The organism is Caballeronia sp. AZ10_KS36 (assembly GCF_023631105.1).
Taxonomy (GTDB): domain Bacteria; phylum Pseudomonadota; class Gammaproteobacteria; order Burkholderiales; family Burkholderiaceae; genus Caballeronia.
Map to the genome: position 1 here is coordinate 38707 of NZ_JALQDQ010000040.1, position 22446 is coordinate 61152.

The window sequence follows — 22446 nt, forward strand, 5'->3', positions numbered from 1 at the left end:
ACGCACGACCACGCATACGCAAACGGAGCGGCCATGGAACGGTATCTTCTCGGCATCGACGTCGGCACGTCCGCATGCAAGGTCATTGCAGTGGACGGCGCGGGCAATGTCGCGGCGAAGGCGCTCGCGGCGTATCCGCTCGTTTCGCCCCGTCCCGGCTGGGCCGAGCAGGACCCCGAGCACTGGTGGAGCGCGACGCAGACCGCGCTCGCGCAAGTGCTCGACGCGCTGCCGGATCGTCGCGCGGTGGCGGGCATCGGGCTATCTGGACAAATGCACGGCCTGACCGCGCTCGACGAAGCCGACAACGTGCTGCGTCCGGCGATCCTCTGGTGCGACCAGCGGGCCGCGCCCTATTGCGACGAGATGACCGCGCGCGCAGGCGGGCTCGACGGCCTGCTCGCGCGGGTGCAGAACCGCATGTTGCCGGGCTTCACGGCGGGCAAGCTCCTGTGGATGCGCGAGCATGAGCCGGATTTGTTTGCCCGCATGCGGCGGATGCTGAATCCGAAGGATTACCTTCGCCTGCGTCTGACCGGCGAGCACATCACCGATGTGTCCGACGCGTCGGGCACCGGCCTCTTCGACGTGCGCCAGCGCCAGTGGTCCGGCGCGCTGATGTCCGCGCTCGACTTGCCGGCATCGCTCTTGCCGCAGGTCGTCGAATCGACCGAACGCGCGGGGACGTTGCGGGGCGAACTGGCGCAGGCGTGGGGCTTGCCGGGCGATGTGCCCGTGTTCGGCGGCGGCGGCGATTCCGTCATCCAGACGACGTCGATGGGCGCGATCGATGCCGGTCCGCTCGGCGTGACCATCGGCACGGCGGGCATCGTCGCGGGCGGCTTGCGTACGTGTCCCGAAGCCACCGGGCAATTGCAGATTTCCTGCGGCAATGCGCCGGGCCGCTGGCACGTGATGGGCGTGACGCTCTCGGCGGGCGGCGCGTTCGAATGGCTGCGCGGCGCGCTGCGGCGCATGACGCCCGATCTGTCCTTCGAACGCATGACGCAACTGGCGAAAGCCGCCGCACCCGGCTGCGACGGTCTGCTCTTTCTGCCGTATCTGCTCGGGGAACGCTGCCCGCACGTCGCGGCAGACGGGCGTGCCGCGTGGATCGGCCTCACGTCGACGCACGATGCCGCTCACATGATCCGCAGCGTCATGGAAGGCGTGCTGCTGAACATCCGGTCGATCGCATCGCTGGGCGCGAGCGCCGGCCTCACGTGCGACGAGGTGCGTGTCTCGGGCGGCGCGACCGGCGAGCCGCTGTGGCTGCAAATGCTCGCGGACGTGCTGCAACGCGAGGTGACCACGGTAACCGGCGCATCCGAGGGCGGCGCGTACGGCGCGGTGCTCGCGGCGGGCGTGGGCGCGGGCTGGTGGACATCGCTCGACGAAGCGGTCGGCACGCTGCGCGTGACGAGTCGCGTGAGCCCGGACGCATCGCTCAAGGCGCTCTACGACGCACGCTTCGACACCTTCCGCACGCTGTACGACGCGCTGCGTCCGGTCTATCAACACATCGCCATGGAGAACCCGAGCCGATGACCGTCAACGAAATCATCCTTGAGGCCGAACGAACGGTCGACGCAGTCGTATTCGATCTCGATGGCACGCTCGTCGATACGGCGCCGGACATCGCGAGCGCCGTGAACCGCCTGCTCGCGACGCACGGCATCGCGCCGCAGACGGTCGGCTTCGTGGAGAAGTTTATCGGCGAAGGCTCGCACGGGCTGATCGACAAGCTGTACAAGGGCCTCGGTCTCGAACTCGATCAGGCGCGCGTCAGCGCCGACGTCGAGACCTATCTGTCCATCTACAAGCAGCATCCGGTCGAAAAGGCGACGCTCTACGCCGACGCGCTCGATGCGATTCCCGCGCTGCACGCGGCCGGCGTAAAGCTCGGCGTGTGCACGAACAAGGCGCAGCAACTGGCGCAGGCGGTGCTCGCGCACTTCGGCATCGACCGGTATTTCAGCGCGGTCGTCGGAGGCGATATGCTTGCGCAAAGAAAGCCGCATCCCCGGCATTTGCTGATGACGCTCGAACAGATGGACGCCGCGCCCGAGCACACGCTCTATATCGGCGACACGCGCATCGACGCGCAGTGCGCACAAGACGCGCAGGTTCGCTGTCTGATCGTCAACTGGGGCACCGGGCCGGATGTTCCCGTGCCCGATGACAGGCGGCTCGATTCCTTCGCCGAGTTAGTGACGAGGTGCGCCGCGCTCAATGCGTCGCGCCTGCCGGGAGCCTGATGAGAAACGACCTGCTGCGCCGTATCGCGCTTGAACACCCATCGTTGACGGGCGCGACCTTGCGCATCGCCGATGTATTGCTGGGCGCGCCCGAAGCCGCGCTCAAGATGAGCATGGCCGAGTTGTCGGAAGCGGCGCAAACCAGCGACCCGACCGTGGTGCGCTTTTTCCGCCGCTTCGACTGCGCGGACTATCAGGACTTCAAGGTCCGGCTCGGCCAGGGCTTGATACCGCAGGCGCCGTTCGACTACGAAGCCATCACCAACGCGGATACGCCCGCGAGCGTGTGCAGCAAGATCGTGAACAACTCGCTGCATGCCATTCAGCGCTTCGCGCGTGACGTGGATTCCGCGGCTGTCGAGCGCGCGGCGCAATATCTGATCGATGCAAAAGGCATCTTCCTGTTCGGCCTCGGCATCTCGGAGACCATCGCCTTCGATGCCGAGCACAAGTTCTTTCGCCTCGGGCTGCATTGCCGCGTCGTGCTCGAAAGCCAGCGTCAACTGCTGCTCGCGCCGACCTTGCGCAACGACGAAGTGGCGGTCTTCTTCTCGCATTCGGGCTCGACCAAATCGCTCGTGATGGCGGCCGCGATGGCGAAGGGCAAGGGCGCGGTGACCATCGCCGTGTGCGCGCCGGGCTCGCGGCTCGCGCAGACCTGCGACCTGACCGTCGCCGTGCCCGCGTACGAGAACACCGAGTTGTACACGCCGCTCACGGCGCGCATCAATCATCTGCTCGTGGTGAACATGCTGGTCGCCATGCTGGGCCTGCGGCAAGGGCGCGAGCTGCCCGACAACCTCGCCGCGCTCGACCCGTGGTTCACCGACAAGTTCATGGATTAGCCCTTGTTTCAAGGGTGTTTCTATAACAACGGAGACGCAATTGGGTACGCATATCGAACCGGGCTATGCCCGACTGGAGCCGCAATCGAAGCAGGACGAGGCGAAGCTCGTCTCGGGCATCAAGGCGGTCGACCACTATCTCGCGCCGGGCATGAAAGTGGGGCTCGGCTCGGGCACGACATCGCACTGGTTCGTGCGCGCGCTCGCGCCGCGCGTGAAGGACGGGCTCGATATCGTCGGCGTGCCGACATCGAATGCGACGCGCGAACTGGCGATCGAACTCGGCGTCCCATTGACCGACCTCGGGCAGATCGACCGGCTCGACGTGACCATCGACGGCGCGGACGAAATCGATCATCAGGGCAGCATGATCAAGGGCGGGGGCGCGTGCCTGCTGTGGGAGAAGATCGTCGCGGCGGCGTCGCGCAAGATGGTCGCGGTGGTCGACGACAAGAAGGTCTTCGATACGCTCGGGCGTTTTCCGCTGCCGATCGAAGTGATTCAGTTCGGCTGGCAAAGCACGGAGCGTCTGCTGCGCGAGCTGTTCGTATCGGCCGGATTCGATGCGGGCGTCAGAATCGAGCGGCGCACGAAGAACGGCGCGCTCGTGGTGACGGACAGCGGCAACTGGATTCTCGACTGCCATCTCGAAGCCATTCCCGATCCGCTCGCGCTCGCGCCGCGCTTCAACGCCATTCCCGGCGTGGTCGAGCATGGTCTCTTCACCGGCATCGCGAGCGAGATGATCGTGGGTCATGCGGACGGCACGGCGGATATCGTCGTCTTCGACGGAGCGCGCCAATGAGCGAGATCGCAAAGGAAGACACTGGCGCGACGCTCGACGTCTTTCGTCTGGACGGCGAAGTCTGCGTCGTCACCGGCGCGGCGCAGGGCATCGGTCTCGCAATAGCGAAGGCGCTGCGCAATGCGGGCGCGACGGTCGTCATCGCCGACCGCGAAGCGACGCTCGGGCAGCGCGCCGCCGACGCAATCGGAGGCAGCTTCGTCACGCTGGACGTGACGGATTCATCGTCGGTCGATGCGGGCTTCGATGCGATCGTCGCCAGGCACGGCAAACTCGACGTGCTGGTCAACAACGCGGGCGTCGTCAAGAATGCGTCCGCGCTCGAAACCGACGACGCCGCGTGGCGCGCCGTGCTCGCCGTGAACCTCGACGGCGTGTTCTATTGCTGCCGCAGTGCCGCGCGTCACATGTCGCGGCAAAAGAGCGGGCGCATCGTCAATATCGCGAGCATGAGCGGGAGCATCGCGAACAAGCCTCAGCCGCAGGCATCGTATAACGCATCGAAAGCGGGCGTGATTCATCTCACGCGTTCGCTCGCCGCCGAATGGGCGGCCGACGGCATCCGCGTGAACTCCATCTCGCCGGGTTATGTCGGCACCGAACTGACCAAGCGCGGCTTCGAAAACGAAGCATGGCGCAAGGTGTGGCTCGACTACACGCCGCTGGAACGCATGGCGACGCCGGACGAAATCGCGCCGGGCGTCGTCTTTCTCGCGTCGCGGGCGAGCGCGTTCGTGACGGGATCGGACATCGTCATGGATGGCGGCTACACGGTCTGGTGATGCGGCCACTGACAAGATGAACGGAGACGATGAAGCTATGAGCGCACTTGATGCAATCCACGCATTGCGCGACGCCCTCGGCGCGGATGTGGTGGCCTTGCCGGAAGAATTCGGCGACAAGCGCGTGGTGGACTGGAGCGGCTTGCCCGGCGCGGTGCCGCTCGCGCTCGTGCGTCCGCGCGAAACGGACGAAGTCGCGCAGGCGCTCGCCATCTGCACGCGCTACCGTCAGCCGGTGGTGACGCAAGGCGGCCTGACGGGACTCGTCGGCGGCGCGAACCTGCGTGGCGGCGAGATCGCGCTGAGTCTGGAGCGCATGAACCGCATCGTCGAGATCGATGCAGTCTCCGCGACGATGACCGTCGAAGCCGGCGTCGCGCTGCAAACGGTGCAGGAGGCGGCGAGCGCGGCCGGCTTCTACTTCCCGCTCGATCTCGGCGCGCGCGGCAGTTGCGCGATTGGCGGCAACCTCGCGACGAATGCGGGCGGCAACCGCGTCATCAAGTACGGCATGATGCGCGATCAGGTGCTGGGCCTCGAAGCAGTGCTTGCGAGCGGCGAGGTCATCGGCGGGCTCAACAAGATGATCAAGAACAACAGCGGCTACGATCTGCGCCATTTGTTGATCGGCAGCGAAGGCACGCTCGCGGTCATCACGCGCGTGGTGTTGCGTCTTCGGCCGAAGCCGACGGCTATTGCCACCGCATGGTGCGCCTTGCCCGACTTCGCCTCGGTCACGACGCTGCTCACGCGCGCACAGGCGCAACTGGCAGCGGGCGTGTCGGCGTTCGAAGTGATGTGGGCGGGCTATCACGACGCGGTGATCGCGAATCTGTCCGCGCTGCGTGCGCCGCTTGCCGAGGCGCATCCGTTCTACGTGCTGCTGGAAACCGTCGGCACCGATCCCGAGCGGCACAACGAAGCCTTCGAGGAATTTCTCGGCGGCATGCTCGAAGCGGGCGTGGTGACGGATGCGGCCATTGCGTCGTCGGAAGCGCACGCGCGCGACTTCTGGGCGATCCGCGATGCGCCCGGCGAATACCAGCGCTTCATTCCGAATCACGCGGCCTACGACGTGAGCTTTTCGATCGCGCAGGTCGGCGACGCCGCTGCGCGTTGCGAAGCGCGTCTGCGCGAGCAATGGCCCGACGCGCTCGTGATGACCTACGGCCATTTGGGCGACGGAAACATCCATATTGTCGTGGATGTGCCGGGCATGGGCAAGCACGATCACGACGAGATCGACCGCGTCATCTACGACGTCACGCGCGAGTTCGACGGCTCGATCTCAGCGGAGCACGGCATCGGCACGAAGAAGCGCGATTATCTTCCGCGAAGCCGCCGCGAAAGCGATATCGCGGCGATGCGCGCGATCAAGTCGGCGCTCGATCCGCTCGGCATTCTGAACCCCGGCAAAGTGGTGTGACCGATGAACCCAACTCTTTCGAACTGGCCCGAGCCTCGCGCGTTCAAAGTCGATCTGTCGAGCGGCCTGATGGAGGGCACGGGCACGCGCTATCAGAAGCGGTTGAAGGATCTCAACGGCCTCTATGGCGATGCCGATGCCTTCGCCACGCTGGCGGCCGCGCGCGGCGACGAGGTCGTGTACGACGTGACCGATCATCGTCCGAGCGATGCGCCCGGCGATCTGATCACCGGCGTCACGCGCATGAGTCCCGGCAAGGTGGGCGACGAGTTCTTCATGACGCGCGGGCACATTCACGCGAACATCGACAGGCCCGAGCTGTACTTCGGGCTCAAGGGGCATGGACTCATGTTGATGGAGTCGCCCGACGGCGAGACGCGTATCGTCGAAATAGAGGCTCATACCGTGTGCTACGTGCCGCCGCGATGGATTCATCGCTCGGTGAATCTGGGCGACGACGATTTCGTGATGCTGTTCTGCTATCCCGCCGATGCCGGGCAGGATTACGCGATCATCGAGCGCGCCAACGGCATGAAGCTGCGCATTCTCGATGACGGCAAGGGCGGCTATCGCAGCGAGGCGAACCCGGCGTATGTCCCGCGCGATGAGGCGCAGATCGCCGGTCTGCTGGCACGAACGGAGGGCGAATGATGGCATACGAAGCGGCAAGCAAGCCCACGTTCTGGTTCATCGGCGTGACCACCGCGCAGAGTTCGATCATGCGCGTGTTCCCCGAATGGGCGAGGCATCTCGGTCTGGGCGATGTGCAGATGAAGGGCATCGACTTCGCGCCGCATGCGAAGCCCGAGGCGTATCGCGAGGCGGTGCGCTTTCTGCGCGACGATCCGCTTTCGCTCGGCGCGCTCGTCACGACGCACAAGATCGACCTGTATGCCGCGTGCCACGATCTCTTCGACGAGATCGACGAGTACGCGCGCGCCATGAACGAGACGAGTTGCCTGTCGAAGCGCGACGGCAAGTTCGTCTGCCACGCCAAGGACCCGATCACCGCCGGCTTTGCGCTCGACGGCTTTCTGCCCGCGCAGCACTTCGCGACCTCGAATGCCGAGGTATTCGTGATGGGCGCGGGCGGATCGGCCATCGCGATCACGTGGCATCTGATGCAGACGAAGCGGGGCGCGGACCGGCCTTCGAAGGTGATCGTGTCGGACCCGTCGCACGAGCGTTTACAGGAGATCGCACGCATTCACCGCGAACTGAATCTCGGCGTGCCGTGCGAATACGTGCTCGTCTCTCAACCCGACGACAACGACCGTGTGATGGCGCGGCTGTCGCCCGGCGCGCTCGTCATCAATGCAACCGGGCTCGGCAAGGACAGGCCCGGCTCGCCGCTCACGGACGCCGCCGTGTTTCCCGAACACGCGATCGTATGGGAGCTCAACTATCGCGGTGATCTCGTGTTTCTGGATCAGGCGCGCGCGCAATGTGAGCGCAGGCGCTTGCAAGTCGAAGACGGCTGGACCTACTTCATTTACGGCTGGACGCGCGTGATGGCCGAAGTCTTTCATGTCGATATCGCGACGCGCGGACCGGCCTTCGAGGCGCTCTGCCGCATCGCCGCCGATGCAGGCAAGCCCGCGCCGCGCGCAGGCATTGCCTGACGCCGGGGCCGTGGACGCCTTCTATCTCGCGATCGATGTGGGCACCGGCAGCGTGCGCGCCGCGCTCGTGGATGCGCGAGGCGTCGTGTGGAGTATCGCCGCGCACGAGCATGAGCAGATCGTGCCGCGCTACGGCTGGTCCGAGCAGCGTCCGGCCGACTGGTGGTCGGGCGCGGCGCGGTCCATTCGCGAAGTGCTGGCGAGCGTCCCCGATGCAGCGGCGCGTGTCGTTGCGGTGTGCGCGTGCGGCCAGATGCACGGCACCGTGCTCATCGATGACGACGGCAAACTCACGCGCGAAACCGCGCCGCTCTGGAACGACAAGCGCACCAGTGCCGAAGTCGCCGCGTTTCGCGCGCGGGCCGATTACGCATCGCATGCAAGACAGGCCGCCAATCCCGCGACGCCCGCGTGGCCCGCATTCAAGCTGCAATGGCTGAAGGCGCACGATCCCGCCGCGTTCGAGCGCGCGACGACCGTGTTCATGCCGAAGGACTACGTGAACTTCCGGCTGACGGGCGAGCGCGCATGCGACTGGAGCGATGCATCGACCAGCTATCTGATGGATGCATCCACTCGCACATGGTCCCGCGCGCTTCTGGATGCCTTCGGCCTCGATGCCGCGAAGCTCGCGCCGATCCGCGCGCCGCTCGACATTCTCGGCGGCGTCACGAAGGATGCCGCCGCGCAGACCGGCTTGCGTGAAGGGACGCCCGTGCTCGTCGGCGGGGCGGATTATCCGGTGTCGGTGCTCGGCTCGGGCGTTCATGCGCCGGGGCTCGCGTCGGACATCACGGGAACGTCGTCGATCATCACCGTGATCGCCGATACGCCGATGCTGCACCCGGACGTCTCCAACCTCGTGACATGCGATGGCTCCTGGGGCCGCTTCATGCTGCTGGATTCCGGCGGCGACGCGATGCGCTGGGCGCGGCGTGCGTTCCACCAAAATGCCTTGTCCTACGATGTCATCACGCAGAAGGCCGCGAGCGCGCCTGTCGGTGCGGACGGCCTGTTCTTCCTGCCGTACCTCACAGGCGAGCGACTCGGCGAACACGCCAACTCGCGGGCGCAGTTCTTCGGCATCACGGCCAAGCACGGATTGGGGCACTTGCACCGCGCGGTCCTCGAAGGCGTGGCGTTCGCGGTGCGCCGTCAGATCGCGCTGCTTCGGCCGGAAGACGGCGGCATCGACCGGATCGTGGCGGCGAGCGGCGGGGCGCGGGCGGCGTTGTGGCTCGCGATCAAGGCGAGCATGTATCGCACGCCGATCCTCGTTCCTGCCGAAGTGGAGTGCGGCGTGATAGGCTGCGCTGTTCTCGCGGCCACCGCGCACGGACAGTTCGCGCGTCTCGCGGATGCGGTCAGCGCCTTCGTCCGGTTCGAGAGCGAAGTGCGGCCCGACCCGCGCGCAAGCGACAGGTACGATCGCATGATGCCCATCTTCGAGGGGCTTTACGCGCAGGCGCAGCAGTTCTACGACGATCTCGACGCGCTCGACGCACACACGTTCTGAGCGCATGCACGACAAGGATAATCAGGCTTTGATCAAGGCAATCTTGTGGGACATGGACGGCACGCTCATCGAGAGCGAGTCGCTGCATCTGGCCACGCTCGTCGAGGCGCTCGCGCATCACGGCGTGCAGGCAGGTCATGAAATGCATCCGCTCGTCTTCGGCAAGACCGGGCGCGAAGTGCATGCGCTCGTTCGTGAACGATTCGGACTGACGGTCGATTTCGGCGAATGGTCGGCGTTTCGGGCGCGTTCGTATCTGAACGGCGCGCCGAAGCTCACGCCGCGTCCCGGCGCGCTCGAGGTGTATCGTGCGGCGAAGGCGGCCGGCATCACGCAGGCGATCGTATCGAACGCGTCGCGCATGTTGCTCGAAGCGAACCTGCGCGCGCTCGGAATCGAAGACCCTTCGCTCATCACGGTCAGCGTCAACGACGTGCGTCAGGGCAAGCCGAGCCCGGAGCCGTACGAACGCGCAGCGTGGCTTCTGCGGCTCGCGCCGGAAGAGGTCGTCGCGGTCGAGGACAGTCCGACCGGCGCGCTCGGTGCCATCGCGGCGCACATGCGCGTGATCGGCTGGCCTGTCGATGACGAAGCCGCCGCGCTCTTTCACGCGCAAGCGGACATCGTGCGCTCGCCGGACGAACTCGCGGCGAAGCTCGGGCTTTCGCTCAAGGCGTTGCGATAGAGCGGTGACTTCGGGCCGCAGTCGGCGGACGGTTGGTCTTCTGTCCGCTCACGGCGGTGCGACCCTCGACGCATCCGGCCCGCTAGTCGCTCCGACTTCCGAAGCCAATACCACCATCCGCCAGCGTCGATGAACGCTCAGGCCGGTCAGCCGAGGCATGTCGGCGTCGGCAAGCACCACATCCCCCCTTCTTCGTCGCAAACACCCTGTACCGATCCCACGCGATCAGACAGGGTTATCCCGCATCCGTCGAAAGTCGAAAACATGTAATCATATATATGAATTCGACGGAGAGAGACCATGCAGTCCGATGACCGGTTGCCGCGTTACCAGCGCTTGCGCGACGAAATGGTTGCCCTGATCGCGGCGCGTCATTGGCGACCGGGCGAAGCGATTCCCACCGAACAAGCGCTTTCACAGAGCTACGGCGTTGCCGTCGGTACGGTGAGAAAGGCCGTCGATCTACTCGTGGCCGAAGGTCTTCTCGAACGATTCCAGGGCAGAGGGACATTCGTGCGCCGCGCGAACTTCGACGGTTCGCTGTTCCGCTTCTTCCGCTTTCAGACGCGACAAGGCGAACGCCGCATCCCGGAGAGCCGGATCTTGCGACGCGAGGTCGTCGATGCGCCGTCCGCAGTCGCCGCGACATTGCAAATAGCGCGGACGGCCCGCGTGATTCAGATGTCGCGTGTGCGGCTGATCGACGGCGTGCCGATGCTCGCCGAAGAAATATGGCTGCCGTACGCGCGCTTTGCGGCGTTCGCGAAGATGGACCTGCACGAAATCGGCGATCTGCTTTATCCGGTGTACGAGACGCAGTGCAACCAGATCGTGGCGTCCGCCACTGAAACGCTGACCGTCGAAGCCATCGGCTCACGGCACGCGAGACTCCTGAACATCGAACCGGGCGCGCCGGCCGTCGTCATCGAACGTCTTGCATTCGGCTACGACCGGCAGCCGCTCGAATGGCGCCGCTCGCGTGGGCCCGCCAGCGAGTTCATCTATCAGGCGGAGATCCGCTAGCGATCGGGCGCTAACGCAAGCGCGTTGTTCTGAATACAACCGGCGACGCAGACGGGAGAGGGGGGCGGCATGTTCAACTGGTTCAAAGAAATTTCGGGCAATGAACGCAGGACGTTCTGGGCGTGTTTCGGCGGATGGGCGCTCGATTCGCTCGACGTGCAGATGTTCAGCCTCGTCATTCCGGCGATCATCACCGAGTGGTCGATCAGCCGCACGCAAGCGGGCCTCGTGAGCGGCGTCACGCTCGTTGCGTCGGCGCTGGGCGGATGGATCGCGGGCATGCTGTCCGACCGGTTTGGCCGCGTCAGGACACTGCAATGGACCGTCGCGTTCTTTTCCGTGTTCACGTTCCTCTGCGCGTTCGCGCAGAACTATCCGCAGTTCCTCGTGCTGAAGACGTTGCAGGGTTTCGGCTTCGGTGGCGAGTGGGCGGCAGGCGCCGTGCTCATGGCCGAGACGATCCGCAACGAGCATCGCGGCAAGGCGATGGGGAGCGTGCAGAGCGCATGGTCCGTCGGCTGGGGCGCAGCCGTGCTGCTGTATGCGCTGATGTTCTCGCTCGTGCCCGCGGCCACGGCATGGCGCGTGATGTTCGCCATCGGCATCGTTCCCGCGCTACTCATCCTGTACGTCCGGCGCGGCGTGCAGGAGCCGCAAGCGCCGGCGCGATCGTCACAATCGTCGCAAGCGACGCGTGACACCGGCATCTTCTCAGCGGGAATGCTACGCATGACGTTGATCGGCGCGTTGTTGGGCGTCGGCGCGCACGGCGGTTACTACGCGCTGATGACGTGGCTGCCGACGTTCCTGAAGAGCGAGCGCCATCTGTCCGTGCTCGGTACGGGCGGCTATCTCGCCGTCGTGATCGTCGCATTCTTTTGCGGATGCCTCGTCAGCGCGCAATTGCTGGATCGCATCGGTCGTCGCAGAACCATTCTCACGTTCGCGATCTGCTGCGTGATAACGGTGGTCGCCTATTTGTTCCTTCCGCTCGGCAATACCGCGATGCTGTTCTTCGGCTTTCCACTCGGGTTCTTCGCGGCGGGCATTCCCGCGAGCATGGGCGCGCTGTTCAACGAGCTGTATCCGCGCGGCGTGCGCGGCACGGGCGTGGGGTTTTGCTACAACTTCGGCCGCGTAGTGTCCGCCGGCTTCCCGGTGCTCGTCGGGCATATGTCGGCGAATATGTCGCTCGGCACGGCGATTGGCATCGATGCGGGCCTCGCGTACGCCATCGTCGTGCTGTCTGTCCTGATGCTGCCCGAGACGCGCGGGCGCGTGCTGGGCGAAGTCGCTTCCGGCGCGCAGGACGCGCGTCCGCTCGCTCACGCTCCCAGGCATTGACGCGCCCGACATTCACGCGGCGTCGAAACCATTGATGAGGAAAGACCCATGCTCCCTGAGTTGGAGACGGACGTGAGCTTTCGAAAGGATGCGCATCGTCGATGCGCGATCGCACCAGTCGATACGCATGCTCATGTCTTCAGGCGCGGTCTTCCGCTCGCCGAGCATCGCCGCTATGCGCCCGATTACGACGCGCCCTTGCATGCTTACCTCGCGCAACTCGATGCGCATGGCATAGCGCGCGGCGTGCTCGTGCAGCCCAGTTTTCTTGGCACCGATTGCGGCTATCTGCTGAATGCATTGAATAGCGCGCGCGACAGGCTGCGTGGCGTCGCGGTGATCGCGCGCGATTGCGATTTGCACACGCTGACGGATATGGCCGAAGCGGGCATCGTGGGTATTCGGTTGAATCTGATCGGCCACGCCGACAAGCCGCTCGACCATTGGATCAGCGCGCGCACGCTGGCGCATGTGCGGGAACTCGCATGGCATGTGGAAGTGCACGCGGAAGCAGCAAGGCTCGAAGGCATCGTCGCGCCGCTTCTCGAAGCGGGCGTCGATGTCGTCGTCGATCATTTCGGCAGGCCCGATCCCGCTCTCGGCGCAAGCGATGCAGGCTTTCGCCGTCTCCTCGATTTCGGTCGATCAGAGCGCGTGTGGGTCAAGGTATCCGGGGCATACCGCAACTGGCCGGCGCATGACGTCGTCGAGCGCGAAGCCCGCAAGGCATTCGATTCGTTGAGGGATGCGTTCGGGCTGCATCGCCTGATGTGGGGTAGCGACTGGCCGCATACGCAGTTCGAGAGCACGGAGCAGTTCTCCACATCGCTGGCACTATTGCACGCGCTGATTCCGGACCCGGAAGAATGCAACGTCGTGCTGACGCGTACGCCCGCGAGCCTCTACATGTTCGATCACGAGGCTGCGAATCAGTAATCGCGCCGCGCATCTGGCCACACACTTCGAACCGAAGATAGATTAAATGACTCCTCTAGACATCGATTTATTGCTCACCGCGCTCTTCAGCGTGCTGCTGCTAGTCGCGCTCATCGTGTCGCGCATCAAGATGCATCCGCTTCTGGCGTTGCTCGTCGTATCCATCGGCGTGGGTTTCGCCACCGGCATGGAGCCGGGAAGCATCGTCAAGCATCTGACGAACGGGGCGGGAAAGACATTGGGCGCGGTAGGCGTGGTCATCGCGCTGGGTGCGATGCTCGGCAAGATCCTCGCCGATGCGGGCATCACCGAGCAGATCGCCGAAGCCATGCTGAGGCGCGCCTCTGACCGGATGATTCCGTGGGCCATGACGCTCGTGGCGTTCGTCGTGGGCATTCCGATGTTCTTCGAAGTGGGGCTCGTCGTCATGCTGCCGCTTATCTTCAGCGTCGCGCGCAAGCTGGAGAGCCACGCTCGCTTCAAGGGCTCGGCTTATGTGTACGTCGGTGTGCCGGTGATTTCGGCGCTGGCCGCCATGCACGGCATGGTCCCGCCGCATCCGGGGCCGTTGACCGCGATCGCCACGCTCAAGACTTCGGTGGGTCCCACCATGTTGTATGGCTTTCTGGCGGCGATTCCCGCGATGGTTTTGGGAGGCCCGCTCTATGGCGCGTTCATTTCGCCCCGCATGAGCATGCGGCCCGATCAGGGCTTGCTCGACCAGTTCACCGTCGTGGAGCAGGCCCCCGCGGACCGCCGGCCTGCTGTCGGTCTCGGCGTGTTGGCCGCCTTGTTGCCCGCCATCCTGATGCTGGTTCATGCGGTCGCGGAAATGGCGCTGCCGAAAGGTTCGCCGATGCTGCATGTCGCGAGCTTCCTCGGCAATCCGCTCATCGCCATGTTGCTCGGCGTACTGTTCGCCGTCACGACCCTGGTCCTCGCCCGAGGTGGCGATGCCGAGAAGCTGCGCCACGCGCTCGGCACGAGTCTCAAGCCGATTGCGTCGATCATCATGATCATCGCGGGAGGCGGCGCATTTCAGGAGATGCTGACGAGCGCAAAGGTGGGCGAGGCCATCGTGCATCTGACGCAGCACTTCGCCTTTCCCCCGCTGATTCTCGGTTGGCTGATCGCCATGGCGCTTTCCGTCTCGACCGGGTCGGCGACGGTGGGGATCGTCGGCGCAGCAGGTTTGCTGGCGCCGCTTGCCGGAGCCGATCCGAGCCTCAACTTGCCGTTGCTGGCCTTATCCATTGGCTGCGGTTCGCTGTTCTTCAACTACGCGAACCACGCCGGTTTCTGGATGGTGAAGGAATCGTTCGGCATGACGATGGGCGAAGCCACCAAAACGATCTCGGTGGTTCAATCCATCGTGGCGGTGGTCGGCCTGGTCATGGCGCTTGTGTTCAATGCGGTTATCGGTGTTCACTGACCGGCTCGCGTGCGAGCTTCAGGCGACGGGCAGCGGACTCGCGATGACGGCGGCAGGCTCCTCACCGCCACCGCTGCAGTCGACTCAGCTCGCCGCGACCACGGCGATCTCCACGAGCAACGCCGGCGACGCCAGTTGCGCTTGCACTGTCGCGCGCGTCGGCGCGCAGCCTTCGGGCACCCACGCGTCCCACACTTCGTTCATGCCCGCAAAATCGCGCTCGATGTTCGCCACCCACACTTGCGCCGACACCAGACGCGTTCTGTCGATGCCGGCCTTCTCCAGATAGCCATCGATCTTTTCGAGCACGCTTGCGGTCTGCTGCTTGATGTCGGGCGTCTGATCCGCGGACGTCTGCCCGCCGATGAACACGAGCCCGCCCGCCTTGACGACGCGGCTCATGCGCTGATTGGTGTCGATACGAACGATATCGCTCATTGAATGGCTCCTTTGAATGCGAGGTCCGCGCATGCAGTCGGCACGCGCGGCGGTTTGAAAAGATGGAATCAGTGCGCGACGAGCGTCGCGGCGTTCTCGCTCGATGACGAAGCAGCGCGCGTGTCGAACCGGTCGATGGCGAACGCATCGAGCGAAAGGGAAGGCGCGCCGTCGAGCATGAGTTCGGAGACGAGCTTGCCGCAGCCCGGCCCCAACTGAAAGCCGCTGCCGCAGTAGCCGAACGAGTAGTACAGATTCGACGCGGTGCGGCTCGCGGAGATGACCGGCAGTTCGTCTTCGGTGAAGGCTTCGACGCCCGCCCACGCCCGGTTGACGCCGAGATCACGCAGATGCGGAAAGAGATCGGTGACGGTCTTCGCGCTCTTCACGAGGCGCATGAAGTCCACTTCGCCGTGGCGATTCGCCAACTCGGCAATGCCGATCAGCTTGCCGCCGATCACCACCGTGCCGTTATCGAACTGCTTGAACGACAGCGGCCGGCCCGTCGCGCCGAGCGTTGCGCGGCAGAAGGGCGCGACCCGATGCGTGACCATCAGCATGAGCCCTTCGGGATGCACGGGCACGATCTCGCCGGCCTGCTTCGCGAGTTCGCCGGACCACGCGCCCGACGCGATCAGCATCTTCTCGGCGCTGAACGTGCCGCGCGGCGTGTGCGCAGTCCATCGCGCGCCGCGCTGCTCGATTCGCTTGACAGGCGTGCCCTCGAAAAACCGCACGCCGAGCCGTTGCGCGGCGAGCCGGAACGCAGTCGTCGTGCGATACGGCAGCGCATAACCGTCGCGCTCGACCCAGATGCCGCCCGTCACGTGCTTCGCGAGCGCCGGTTCGAGTTCGAGCACGGCCTCACGATCGATCACTCTCTCGTGAGTGAATCCATGCGCTTCGAGCAGCGCCACGCGCTCGCGGCACGCGTCGAGTTCCGCTTCGGTTTCGGATATCTTCAGTTGTCCTGATGGAACGAATCCGCCGTCTTCGCCGAGCAGTTCTTTCATGCCATGCCACATGTCCCGCGACATGAGCGCGAGCGGAATCTCGGGCAATGGACGCCCGAGCGTGCGCACGCCACCCGCGTTGACGCCCGACGAGTGCCGCGCCACGTAATCGGCTTCGAGCACGACGACCTTCGCGCCGCGCTTCGCGAGATGGAACGCGCTGCTGGTGCCGTGCAAGCCGCCGCCCACGACGATCACATCGGCTTCGCTGATCTCATTCACCGGCGAGTTCTCCGAGCGTGAGCGGCTTGATTGGCGGGCGAATGCGGTAGTAGCCGACCTCGGCCGGCGACACGCGCCGCGCTTGAGCGATAACCTCCGTCACCGTCAGCCCGCACATGCGGCCCTGACACGGCCCCATGCCGCAGCGTCCGAACGACTTCGCCTGATTTGGTCCGACGCAGCCCAGCTCGACGAACTGGCGCAGTTGGCCCGCGGTGACTTCCTCGCATCGGCAGACGATTGTCTCGTTCTTCGGGATGCGGTTCTCATCGCGCGGACGATACAGCGAATCGAGGAACGGGCGAATGCGCATGGCGCCCGCGAGATCGCGTCGCAGCGACGCCGCTTCGAGATCGCGTCTGGCCGGATCGATCGCGCCGAGCTGCGCCGCCACCGCGACGCCCGCGATCGCGCCTTGCATCGCCGCCGCCTGCGCGCCGCCGATGCCCGCGCCATCGCCCGCGACGAAGATGCCGGGCACGTCCAGCTCGCCCCATGCGTCGGTTTTCGGCGTGAAGCAGAGTTGCGCAGGGTCCCAACGGTGCGCCGCCCGCAAGGCCTGCGTGAACTGCGTATTGGGTACCACGCCCTGATGCAGCAAGATCACGTCCGCTTCGATGCGATGCGCCGCGCCCTGCGTCGTGAAGCTGAGCGCGCTTGCATGCTCCACGCCGTCCGTGCCGATGCGCGATTCCACGCGCAGGTCGTCGGCGGCCTCGAACATGGGCACGCCCGCTTCGCGCAGCGTGCGCATCAGGTGCAAGCCTTTGCTCAGATACGGCCACGCGCGCAACGCCGAGAGCATGTGACGCTTCGCGCGCCAGCGGTCTTCGTGACGCGTCGTATCGACGAGCGCGCGAATCGGCACGCCCGCGCGAACGTATTGCCAGCCGAGCAGATACAAGAGCGGCCCGCAGCCCGCGAGAACCGGCGGCGCGGCGGGCACTTCGCCCGCGCTCTTGAGAAGGATCTGCGCCGCGCCCGCCGTCAGCACGCCGGGCAGCGTCCAGCCGGGAATCGGGAAGGGCCGCTCCATCGCGCCGCTCGCGAGAATCACGCGCTCTGCCTCAAAGCTGCCGATCTTGCCGTCCTTCAGATAGTTGATGCCGCGCTCGCGCGTGACCTGCCACACGGTCGCGCCGGTCAGATGCCGCGCGCCCGATGACGAGAACGCCTGCGCGATCGCGCCGCCCGCCGCGTAGTCGGGACCGAGAATCTCCTTGCGGCGCGCGTCTGCACGGCCGATGCCGCGATAAATCTGCCCGCCGGAGGCATCCTGTTCGTCGATCAACACGGTCTTGAGGCCCGCGCGCGCCGTTCGCGTCGCGGCGCTCATGCCCGCGGGACCCGCGCCGATCACGACGACATCCACCGCTTCGGCGTTCGATGAGACGAGGTTAGCGTCCATGCGCGTTCTCCAGCGATGCATCGGCAGTATCGGTATCGATGGATGGCGGCAGATCGCGCGCGCCTTCCTGCGAACGGATGCGCATGCCGGCCCGCACTTCGACCATGCAGCTCTGGCGGCTCGGCACGCCGTCGATCTCGACCAGACATTCGAAGCACGCGCCCATCATGCAATACGGTGCGCGCGGGGCGCCCGAGACCGGCGTCGCGCGAAACCGCGACACGCCCGCCGCGAGCAGAGCCGCCGCGACCGAGCGCCCGCCCGGCACGCTCAAAGCCTGACCGTTGAAGAAGATGTCGATGTTCGCGCTGTCCGCGCCCGGCAACGGCTTGAAAAGCGAAGGTGTCGATGAAGTCATGTCGTGCTGGCTCAATGTGCGGAGATCAGTTCTTTGGCGTGCTCGAAGCGGCGCGCGGAGAAGGCGGGAAGCTCGTCGGGAATCGGCGCGCCGAGAACCCACGGGGCAATGCGCATGGCGTGCGCGGCGGCGAGCGTCACGCCGCTGTGACAGGTCACGACGAACGCGCCGGGATGCGCCTCCGACTGGTCATAGACCGGGAAGCCGTCCGGGCTGTAGACGCGCAATGCGGCCCACATGCGGACGAGCCGCACGTGTTCGAGCAGCGGAAACGCGCGCACGGCGCGGCGGGCGATATCGGCGAGGACGTGTGTCGTCGTGAAGTCGTTGAAGCCGACTTCTTCCATCGAATCGCCGAATTGCAGGCTGCCTTCGTCGGTCTGACGCACGTTGAGCGTCGGATAATGCAGGAACGGCGCGACGCGCTCGCTCACGAGCACTTGTCCGCGATTCGGCGCGACCGGCGCATTCAGCCCGACGAACGGCGCGAGCGTGCGATTGCCGAGGCCGGCCGCGAGCACCACGCGCCCGGCGCGATACGTGCCGCGCTTGCCGTGCACGACGAAGCCGTTTCTCTCCGGCACGATGCGCTCGGCGCGCTCGGCGGACACGAGGCGCACGCCGCGCGTCTGCATCGACGCGTGAAGGCCGCGCAGCAGCTTGAGCGGATTCACATGGCCGTCCATCGGCGTGTAGCTCGCGCCGATCACCTTCGGTCCGATCTGCGGAATGCGCTCGCGCACTTCGGCGGCCGTGAGCATCTGGTACGGGTAGTCGCCCAGTTCGGCTTGCAGTGTCGAGAGACGCTTTTCGCGGTCGGCGAGTTCGGCGTCGTTGAAGCAGAAGTGGAAGCCGCCGGGCTGACGCAGCGCGACATCGACGCCCGATTCGCCATGCAGCGACTCCGCGAGCGCGGGCCAGCGCGCCGCCGAACTGCGCGACCATCGCGCGTAGGGCGACAGGCCGTAGCCTTTGCCCTGAATCCACACGAGGCCGAAGTTGCCGCGCGAAGCGCGAAAGCCGCCGTCGTCTTCATCGAGCACGGTCACGCGCGCGCCTTCGCGGGAGAGGCCGTACGCGACGGCGGAACCCACCAGGCCGCCGCCCAGCACGATTACGTCGGGACTAACAGAAGTCATCGGGCTTCTCCGATCAGGATACGGTCCAGTCCGACCATGCGGTCGAGCAGGATCATCAGGAGCACCGTGCCGACGATCAGCACCGCGGACACGCTCGCGACCAGCGGATCGATCGTCTGCGCGATCTGGTTGTACATCGCCACGGGCAGCGTCGTGGTGCCGGGTGTCGCGACGAAGATGGTCATCGTCAGTTCGTCGAAGCTCTGGATGAACGAGAGCACCCAGCCGCCCGCGACGCCCGTGCGGATCATCGGCAGCACGACGCGGCGAAACGCGGTGAAGCGGCTCGCGCCGCACGAAAGCGCCGCGCGTTCGGCATCGCGATCGAGCCCCACCGCCGACGACAGCGCGAGCCGCAGCGCATACGGCAGCACGATCACCACATGCGCGCATACCAGCGACCAGAACGATCCCGACAGATTGAGCATCGACAGAAACCGCAGGAACGCGATGCCGAGCACGACGGCGGGAATCATCATCGGCGAGAGGAAGAAGCTGGTGAGCGCGGCGCGGCCGGGAAAGCGGTAGCGCGCAATGGCCAGCGCCGCAGGCACCGCGAGCAGCACGCCGATGGTCGCGGCCGCGAACGCGAGCTTGATCGACAGCCAGAACGCGGACACGATGTCGCCGTTCTCGATGATCGCGTGGAACCAGCGGAACGACGCGCCATCGAAGGGCATCGAAATGAAGCCCTTGTCGGTGAATGCAACCAGCATCACCACGGCGAGCGGCGCGAGGATGAACGCAAGAAAGAGCGCATTGAAGACGAGCGCGAGCGGGCCGTTCTGTTTCATGTGCGTGTCCTCGCGTTCAGTCGAAAATGTGCTTGAAGCGGCGTTCCGCGAGACGGCTGCATCCCATCACGATGGCGACGTTCGCAATCAGCAGCAACACGGCGATGCTCGCGCCGAGCGGCCAGTTGAGCGTGCCGAGAAATTCGTCGTAGGCGGCGGTGGCGACCACCTTCAGGCGCCGTCCGCCGATGAGCGCGGGCGTGGCGAACGCGGACGCCGAGAGCGCGAAGACGATGATCGAACCCGACAGCACGCCCGGCATGATCTGCGGCAGCACCACGCGCCGGAAGACCTTGAGCGGCGATCCGCCGAGCGAGCGGCCCGCCCATTCCACTTGCGGGTCGAGCTTCTGCATGTTGGCCCAGACGGACATCACCATGAACGGCACCAGCACGTGCGTGAGCGCGATGATCATGCCGGTCATCGTGAAGACGAGGCGGATGGGTTCATCGGTAACGTGCAGCGCCTGCAAGACGTTGTTGAGCACGCCGTTGTTGCCGAGCAGGATCTGCCAGCCGAGCGTGCGCACGACCACCGAGATGAGCAGCGGCCCGAGCACGATCAGAAGACACAGCGATTGCCACGGCTTTCTCATGCGCGCGAGGATGATCGTCTCCGGCACGCCGAGCACGATGGAGAGCAGCGTGACGCCGAACGCGAGGCCCGCCGTGCGCAGAAAGATGGTGCCGTAATACGGGTCGCTCACCACTTCCCAGTAGTTCGCAAGCGTGTAAGCGGACGTGACGCCCGCCGTATCGCTGAAGACGCGGAAGGAGAGCAGCAGCGTGAGCATCAGCGGCACGAGCAGCAGGCCGGTGAAAAGCAGCAGCGCGGGCCCGGAGAGCAGCCACGGCGCGGCGCCGGGGCGGGCGTCGTCAAGCGTGGCCATGCTGCGTCTCCCTGCCTTCCTGCGTGAGCACGCGCAGATCGTCGTCGGTCCAGGCGAGGCCCACTTCATCGCCTTCCTCGGGCGGCGGCGCGCCGTGATTCGGCTGGGCGACGCGCAGCTTGCCGAGAGCGGTGTCGACTTCGAGCAGCCACTGATTGCCGACGAACACGCGCGTCGCGATGTGACCTTTGATGCGCGCATCGCCGTTGGCGAGATGCACTTTCTCCGGGCGGATATAGACGTTCACCGCGCCATCCACCTGACGGCCTTCATGCGGCACATGCAGGTGCGTGCCGGCGACGTCGACCACCGCGCAGCGCGGATTGCGCAGCAGCACTTCGCCCGCGAACGCGTTGGTGCGGCCGAGGAACGTCGATGCGAAGGCCGTAGCGGGACGCTCGTAAGCGTCGTACGGCGTCGAGAGTTGCGCGATGGTGCCGCGATGCATCACCGCGATGCGGTCGCTCATGGTCATCGCTTCGACCTGATCGTGCGTGACGAGAATCGTCGTGATGCCGAGGCGCTTCTGAATGGCGCGGAGTTCGATGTGCATTTCCTCGCGCAGCTTGGCGTCGAGATTGGACATCGGTTCGTCGAGCAGCAGCAGTTCGGGCTGCATCGCGATGGCGCGCGCAATCGCCACGCGCTGCCGCTGGCCGCCCGATAACTCCTTCGGATACCGATGCCCGAGGCCCTTGAGCCGCACGAGCGCGAGCGCTTCCTCGATGCGTTCCTCGCGCTCCCGGCGCCTGACCTTGCGCATCTCCAGGCCGAAGCCGACGTTGCCGGCCACCGTCATGTGCGGAAAGAGCGCATAGCTCTGAAACACCACGCCGATGCCGCGCTTCTCCGGGCGTTCGTTCGTGATGTCGCGGCCGTCTAGCTCGATGCGGCCGGTCGTCGGCGTGACGAAGCCCGCGACCATCTGCAAGGTCGTGGTCTTGCCGCATCCGGACGGGCCGAGCAGCGACAGAAACTCGCCGCGCTCGACCGAGAGATCGAGCTGTTCGATTGCCGTGAAATCGCCGTAGCGTTTGGAGATGCCCTGAAGCGTCAGAAATGCCATGCGCGTCGTGGGCGCCGACGCCCGGCGAGATGGACGGCCAGATGCAATCCGGCGACGTGATTCTCGCGCCTTACGGCAGCGGCCGCGCCGTCGCATTGCAGAACACGGGCTTCCCGCTCAAGTTCATCTACCCGAAGGAAGGCGCGGTCGCGTTGCAGGTGGCGGCGTGCGTCGTCGCGGAGAACGCGCAGCCGAAGCTCTCGCAGGAGTTCGTGCAGTACCTGCTGACGCCGGAAGTGCAAATGCTTCAAGCGCAGAACATCGGCCTGGGTCCGGTCAACAAGACGGTGAAGCTCGCGCCCGAAGTCGCGGCGCGCGTGCCTTATGGTCCCGATCAAGTGGCGAAGCTGACCGCGGTGGACTGGGCGACCATCAACCAGCATCGCACCGAATGGACGGAACGCTGGAATCGCACGGTCGAGCGCTAAACGAGCATCTGTCGAAG

At 65.6% G+C, this 22446-nt stretch carries 22 protein-coding genes and 1 pseudogene; 15 read left to right on the forward strand and 8 right to left on the reverse strand.

Going from position 1 to position 22446, the window contains the following annotated elements:
* Positions 1 to 33: 33 nt before the first annotated feature.
* The 14 genes from xylB (at position 34) to NCR35_RS25725 (ending at position 14674) form a co-directional block, all read left to right on the forward strand.
* Entirely contained in the window at positions 34 to 1548 is a 1515-nt protein-coding gene (xylB, locus tag NCR35_RS25660) for a xylulokinase (protein WP_250536737.1), read from the forward strand.
* Positions 1545 to 2258 (forward strand): HAD-IA family hydrolase, encoded by a 714-nt coding sequence (locus tag NCR35_RS25665; protein ID WP_250536738.1) that lies wholly within the window; start codon positions 1545 to 1547, stop codon positions 2256 to 2258. The genes xylB and NCR35_RS25665 overlap by 4 nt, the downstream gene beginning before the upstream one ends.
* Positions 2258 to 3103 (forward strand): MurR/RpiR family transcriptional regulator, encoded by an 846-nt coding sequence (locus tag NCR35_RS25670; protein WP_244851745.1) that lies wholly within the window; start codon positions 2258 to 2260, stop codon positions 3101 to 3103. Before NCR35_RS25665 ends, NCR35_RS25670 begins: the two co-directional genes overlap by 1 nt.
* Positions 3104 to 3143: 40 nt before the next feature.
* On the forward strand, positions 3144 to 3908 hold the full coding sequence (gene rpiA, locus NCR35_RS25675; RefSeq protein ID WP_250536739.1) for a ribose-5-phosphate isomerase RpiA: 765 nt from the start codon (positions 3144 to 3146) through the stop codon (positions 3906 to 3908).
* Positions 3905 to 4690 carry an SDR family NAD(P)-dependent oxidoreductase gene (locus NCR35_RS25680; RefSeq protein ID WP_250536740.1) on the forward strand — a complete coding sequence of 262 codons (786 nt, stop codon included), beginning with the start codon at positions 3905 to 3907 and terminating at the stop codon, positions 4688 to 4690. The genes rpiA and NCR35_RS25680 overlap by 4 nt, the downstream gene beginning before the upstream one ends.
* 37 nt (positions 4691 to 4727) lie before the next feature.
* On the forward strand, positions 4728 to 6116 hold the full coding sequence (locus tag NCR35_RS25685; RefSeq protein WP_250536741.1) for an FAD-binding oxidoreductase: 1389 nt from the start codon (positions 4728 to 4730) through the stop codon (positions 6114 to 6116).
* Positions 6117 to 6119: 3 nt separating this feature from the next.
* Complete coding sequence (locus tag NCR35_RS25690; protein ID WP_250536742.1) at positions 6120 to 6767, forward strand: glucose-6-phosphate isomerase; 648 nt, start codon at positions 6120 to 6122, stop codon at positions 6765 to 6767.
* A complete protein-coding gene (locus NCR35_RS25695) occupies positions 6764 to 7738 on the forward strand; it encodes a shikimate dehydrogenase family protein (RefSeq protein WP_250536743.1) in 975 nt (324 codons plus the stop codon). Before NCR35_RS25690 ends, NCR35_RS25695 begins: the two co-directional genes overlap by 4 nt.
* Positions 7701 to 9254 carry a xylulokinase gene (locus NCR35_RS25700; RefSeq protein ID WP_250536744.1) on the forward strand — a complete coding sequence of 518 codons (1554 nt, stop codon included), beginning with the start codon at positions 7701 to 7703 and terminating at the stop codon, positions 9252 to 9254. The genes NCR35_RS25695 and NCR35_RS25700 overlap by 38 nt, the downstream gene beginning before the upstream one ends.
* Positions 9255 to 9282: 28 nt before the next feature.
* Positions 9283 to 9939, forward strand: coding sequence for an HAD family hydrolase (locus NCR35_RS25705; protein ID WP_250536745.1), 657 nt, complete (start codon positions 9283 to 9285; stop codon positions 9937 to 9939).
* A gap of 300 nt (positions 9940 to 10239) precedes the next feature.
* A complete protein-coding gene (locus NCR35_RS25710; protein ID WP_250536746.1) occupies positions 10240 to 10962 on the forward strand; it encodes a GntR family transcriptional regulator in 723 nt (240 codons plus the stop codon).
* A 69-nt stretch (positions 10963 to 11031) separates the two neighbouring features.
* Positions 11032 to 12306, forward strand: coding sequence for an MFS transporter (locus NCR35_RS25715; RefSeq protein WP_250536747.1), 1275 nt, complete (start codon positions 11032 to 11034; stop codon positions 12304 to 12306).
* Positions 12307 to 12354: 48 nt separating this feature from the next.
* Positions 12355 to 13242, forward strand: a complete 888-nt coding sequence (locus NCR35_RS25720) for an amidohydrolase family protein (RefSeq protein ID WP_250536748.1) — start codon at positions 12355 to 12357, stop codon at positions 13240 to 13242.
* Positions 13243 to 13288: 46 nt separating this feature from the next.
* Complete coding sequence (locus tag NCR35_RS25725) at positions 13289 to 14674, forward strand: GntP family permease (RefSeq protein WP_250536749.1); 1386 nt, start codon at positions 13289 to 13291, stop codon at positions 14672 to 14674.
* 84 nt (positions 14675 to 14758) lie between these two features.
* On the opposite strand, the gene NCR35_RS25730 is transcribed toward NCR35_RS25725, so the two are convergent.
* The 8 genes from NCR35_RS25730 to NCR35_RS25765 all read right to left on the reverse strand — a co-directional run bounded on the left by NCR35_RS25730 (position 14759) and on the right by NCR35_RS25765 (position 22001).
* Positions 14759 to 15112 (reverse strand): RidA family protein, encoded by a 354-nt coding sequence (locus NCR35_RS25730; protein ID WP_250536750.1) that lies wholly within the window; start codon positions 15110 to 15112, stop codon positions 14759 to 14761.
* A gap of 68 nt (positions 15113 to 15180) precedes the next feature.
* Entirely contained in the window at positions 15181 to 16347 is a 1167-nt protein-coding gene (locus tag NCR35_RS25735; RefSeq protein ID WP_250536751.1) for an NAD(P)/FAD-dependent oxidoreductase, read from the reverse strand.
* On the reverse strand, positions 16340 to 17755 hold the full coding sequence (locus NCR35_RS25740) for an NAD(P)/FAD-dependent oxidoreductase (RefSeq protein WP_250536752.1): 1416 nt from the start codon (positions 17753 to 17755) through the stop codon (positions 16340 to 16342). The genes NCR35_RS25735 and NCR35_RS25740 overlap by 8 nt, the downstream gene beginning before the upstream one ends.
* Complete coding sequence (locus NCR35_RS25745; protein WP_250536753.1) at positions 17745 to 18113, reverse strand: (2Fe-2S)-binding protein; 369 nt, start codon at positions 18111 to 18113, stop codon at positions 17745 to 17747. The genes NCR35_RS25740 and NCR35_RS25745 overlap by 11 nt, the downstream gene beginning before the upstream one ends.
* An 11-nt stretch (positions 18114 to 18124) precedes the next feature.
* Positions 18125 to 19252 (reverse strand): NAD(P)/FAD-dependent oxidoreductase, encoded by a 1128-nt coding sequence (locus NCR35_RS25750; RefSeq protein ID WP_250536754.1) that lies wholly within the window; start codon positions 19250 to 19252, stop codon positions 18125 to 18127.
* Positions 19249 to 20046: an ABC transporter permease gene (locus tag NCR35_RS25755; RefSeq protein ID WP_250536755.1), complete on the reverse strand. Its 798-nt coding sequence runs from the start codon at positions 20044 to 20046 to the stop codon at positions 19249 to 19251. The genes NCR35_RS25750 and NCR35_RS25755 overlap by 4 nt, the downstream gene beginning before the upstream one ends.
* A 16-nt stretch (positions 20047 to 20062) precedes the next feature.
* Complete coding sequence (locus NCR35_RS25760; RefSeq protein WP_250536756.1) at positions 20063 to 20935, reverse strand: ABC transporter permease; 873 nt, start codon at positions 20933 to 20935, stop codon at positions 20063 to 20065.
* Positions 20922 to 22001, reverse strand: coding sequence for an ABC transporter ATP-binding protein (locus tag NCR35_RS25765; RefSeq protein WP_244851727.1), 1080 nt, complete (start codon positions 21999 to 22001; stop codon positions 20922 to 20924). Before NCR35_RS25765 ends, NCR35_RS25760 begins: the two co-directional genes overlap by 14 nt.
* 5 nt (positions 22002 to 22006) lie before the next feature.
* On the opposite strand from NCR35_RS25765, the pseudogene NCR35_RS25770 reads away from it, so the two are divergent.
* A pseudogene (locus NCR35_RS25770) lies at positions 22007 to 22429 on the forward strand (extracellular solute-binding protein); the annotation flags it as partial.
* Between the last annotated feature and the right edge of the window lie 17 nt (positions 22430 to 22446).

Excerpts from the sequence above, each read along its gene's own strand:
- NCR35_RS25725 (WP_250536749.1), top strand. The coding sequence starts at position 13,289 with ATGACTCCTCTAGACATCGATTTATTGCTCACCGCGCTCTTCAGCGTG.
- NCR35_RS25765 (WP_244851727.1), bottom strand. The coding sequence starts at position 22,001 with ATGGCATTTCTGACGCTTCAGGGCATCTCCAAACGCTACGGCGATTTC.
- NCR35_RS25740 (WP_250536752.1), bottom strand. The coding sequence starts at position 17,755 with ATGGACGCTAACCTCGTCTCATCGAACGCCGAAGCGGTGGATGTCGTC.
- xylB (WP_250536737.1), top strand. The coding sequence starts at position 34 with ATGGAACGGTATCTTCTCGGCATCGACGTCGGCACGTCCGCATGCAAG.
- NCR35_RS25755 (WP_250536755.1), bottom strand. The coding sequence starts at position 20,046 with ATGAAACAGAACGGCCCGCTCGCGCTCGTCTTCAATGCGCTCTTTCTT.
- NCR35_RS25745 (WP_250536753.1), bottom strand. The coding sequence starts at position 18,113 with ATGACTTCATCGACACCTTCGCTTTTCAAGCCGTTGCCGGGCGCGGAC.
- NCR35_RS25680 (WP_250536740.1), top strand. The coding sequence starts at position 3,905 with ATGAGCGAGATCGCAAAGGAAGACACTGGCGCGACGCTCGACGTCTTT.
- NCR35_RS25690 (WP_250536742.1), top strand. The coding sequence starts at position 6,120 with ATGAACCCAACTCTTTCGAACTGGCCCGAGCCTCGCGCGTTCAAAGTC.
- NCR35_RS25730 (WP_250536750.1), bottom strand. The coding sequence starts at position 15,112 with ATGAGCGATATCGTTCGTATCGACACCAATCAGCGCATGAGCCGCGTC.
- NCR35_RS25710 (WP_250536746.1), top strand. The coding sequence starts at position 10,240 with ATGCAGTCCGATGACCGGTTGCCGCGTTACCAGCGCTTGCGCGACGAA.
- NCR35_RS25700 (WP_250536744.1), top strand. The coding sequence starts at position 7,701 with ATGCAGGCAAGCCCGCGCCGCGCGCAGGCATTGCCTGACGCCGGGGCC.
- NCR35_RS25720 (WP_250536748.1), top strand. The coding sequence starts at position 12,355 with ATGCTCCCTGAGTTGGAGACGGACGTGAGCTTTCGAAAGGATGCGCAT.
- NCR35_RS25685 (WP_250536741.1), top strand. The coding sequence starts at position 4,728 with ATGAGCGCACTTGATGCAATCCACGCATTGCGCGACGCCCTCGGCGCG.
- NCR35_RS25670 (WP_244851745.1), top strand. The coding sequence starts at position 2,258 with ATGAGAAACGACCTGCTGCGCCGTATCGCGCTTGAACACCCATCGTTG.
- NCR35_RS25695 (WP_250536743.1), top strand. The coding sequence starts at position 6,764 with ATGATGGCATACGAAGCGGCAAGCAAGCCCACGTTCTGGTTCATCGGC.
- NCR35_RS25750 (WP_250536754.1), bottom strand. The coding sequence starts at position 19,252 with ATGACTTCTGTTAGTCCCGACGTAATCGTGCTGGGCGGCGGCCTGGTG.
- NCR35_RS25760 (WP_250536756.1), bottom strand. The coding sequence starts at position 20,935 with ATGGCCACGCTTGACGACGCCCGCCCCGGCGCCGCGCCGTGGCTGCTC.
- NCR35_RS25715 (WP_250536747.1), top strand. The coding sequence starts at position 11,032 with ATGTTCAACTGGTTCAAAGAAATTTCGGGCAATGAACGCAGGACGTTC.
- NCR35_RS25665 (WP_250536738.1), top strand. The coding sequence starts at position 1,545 with ATGACCGTCAACGAAATCATCCTTGAGGCCGAACGAACGGTCGACGCA.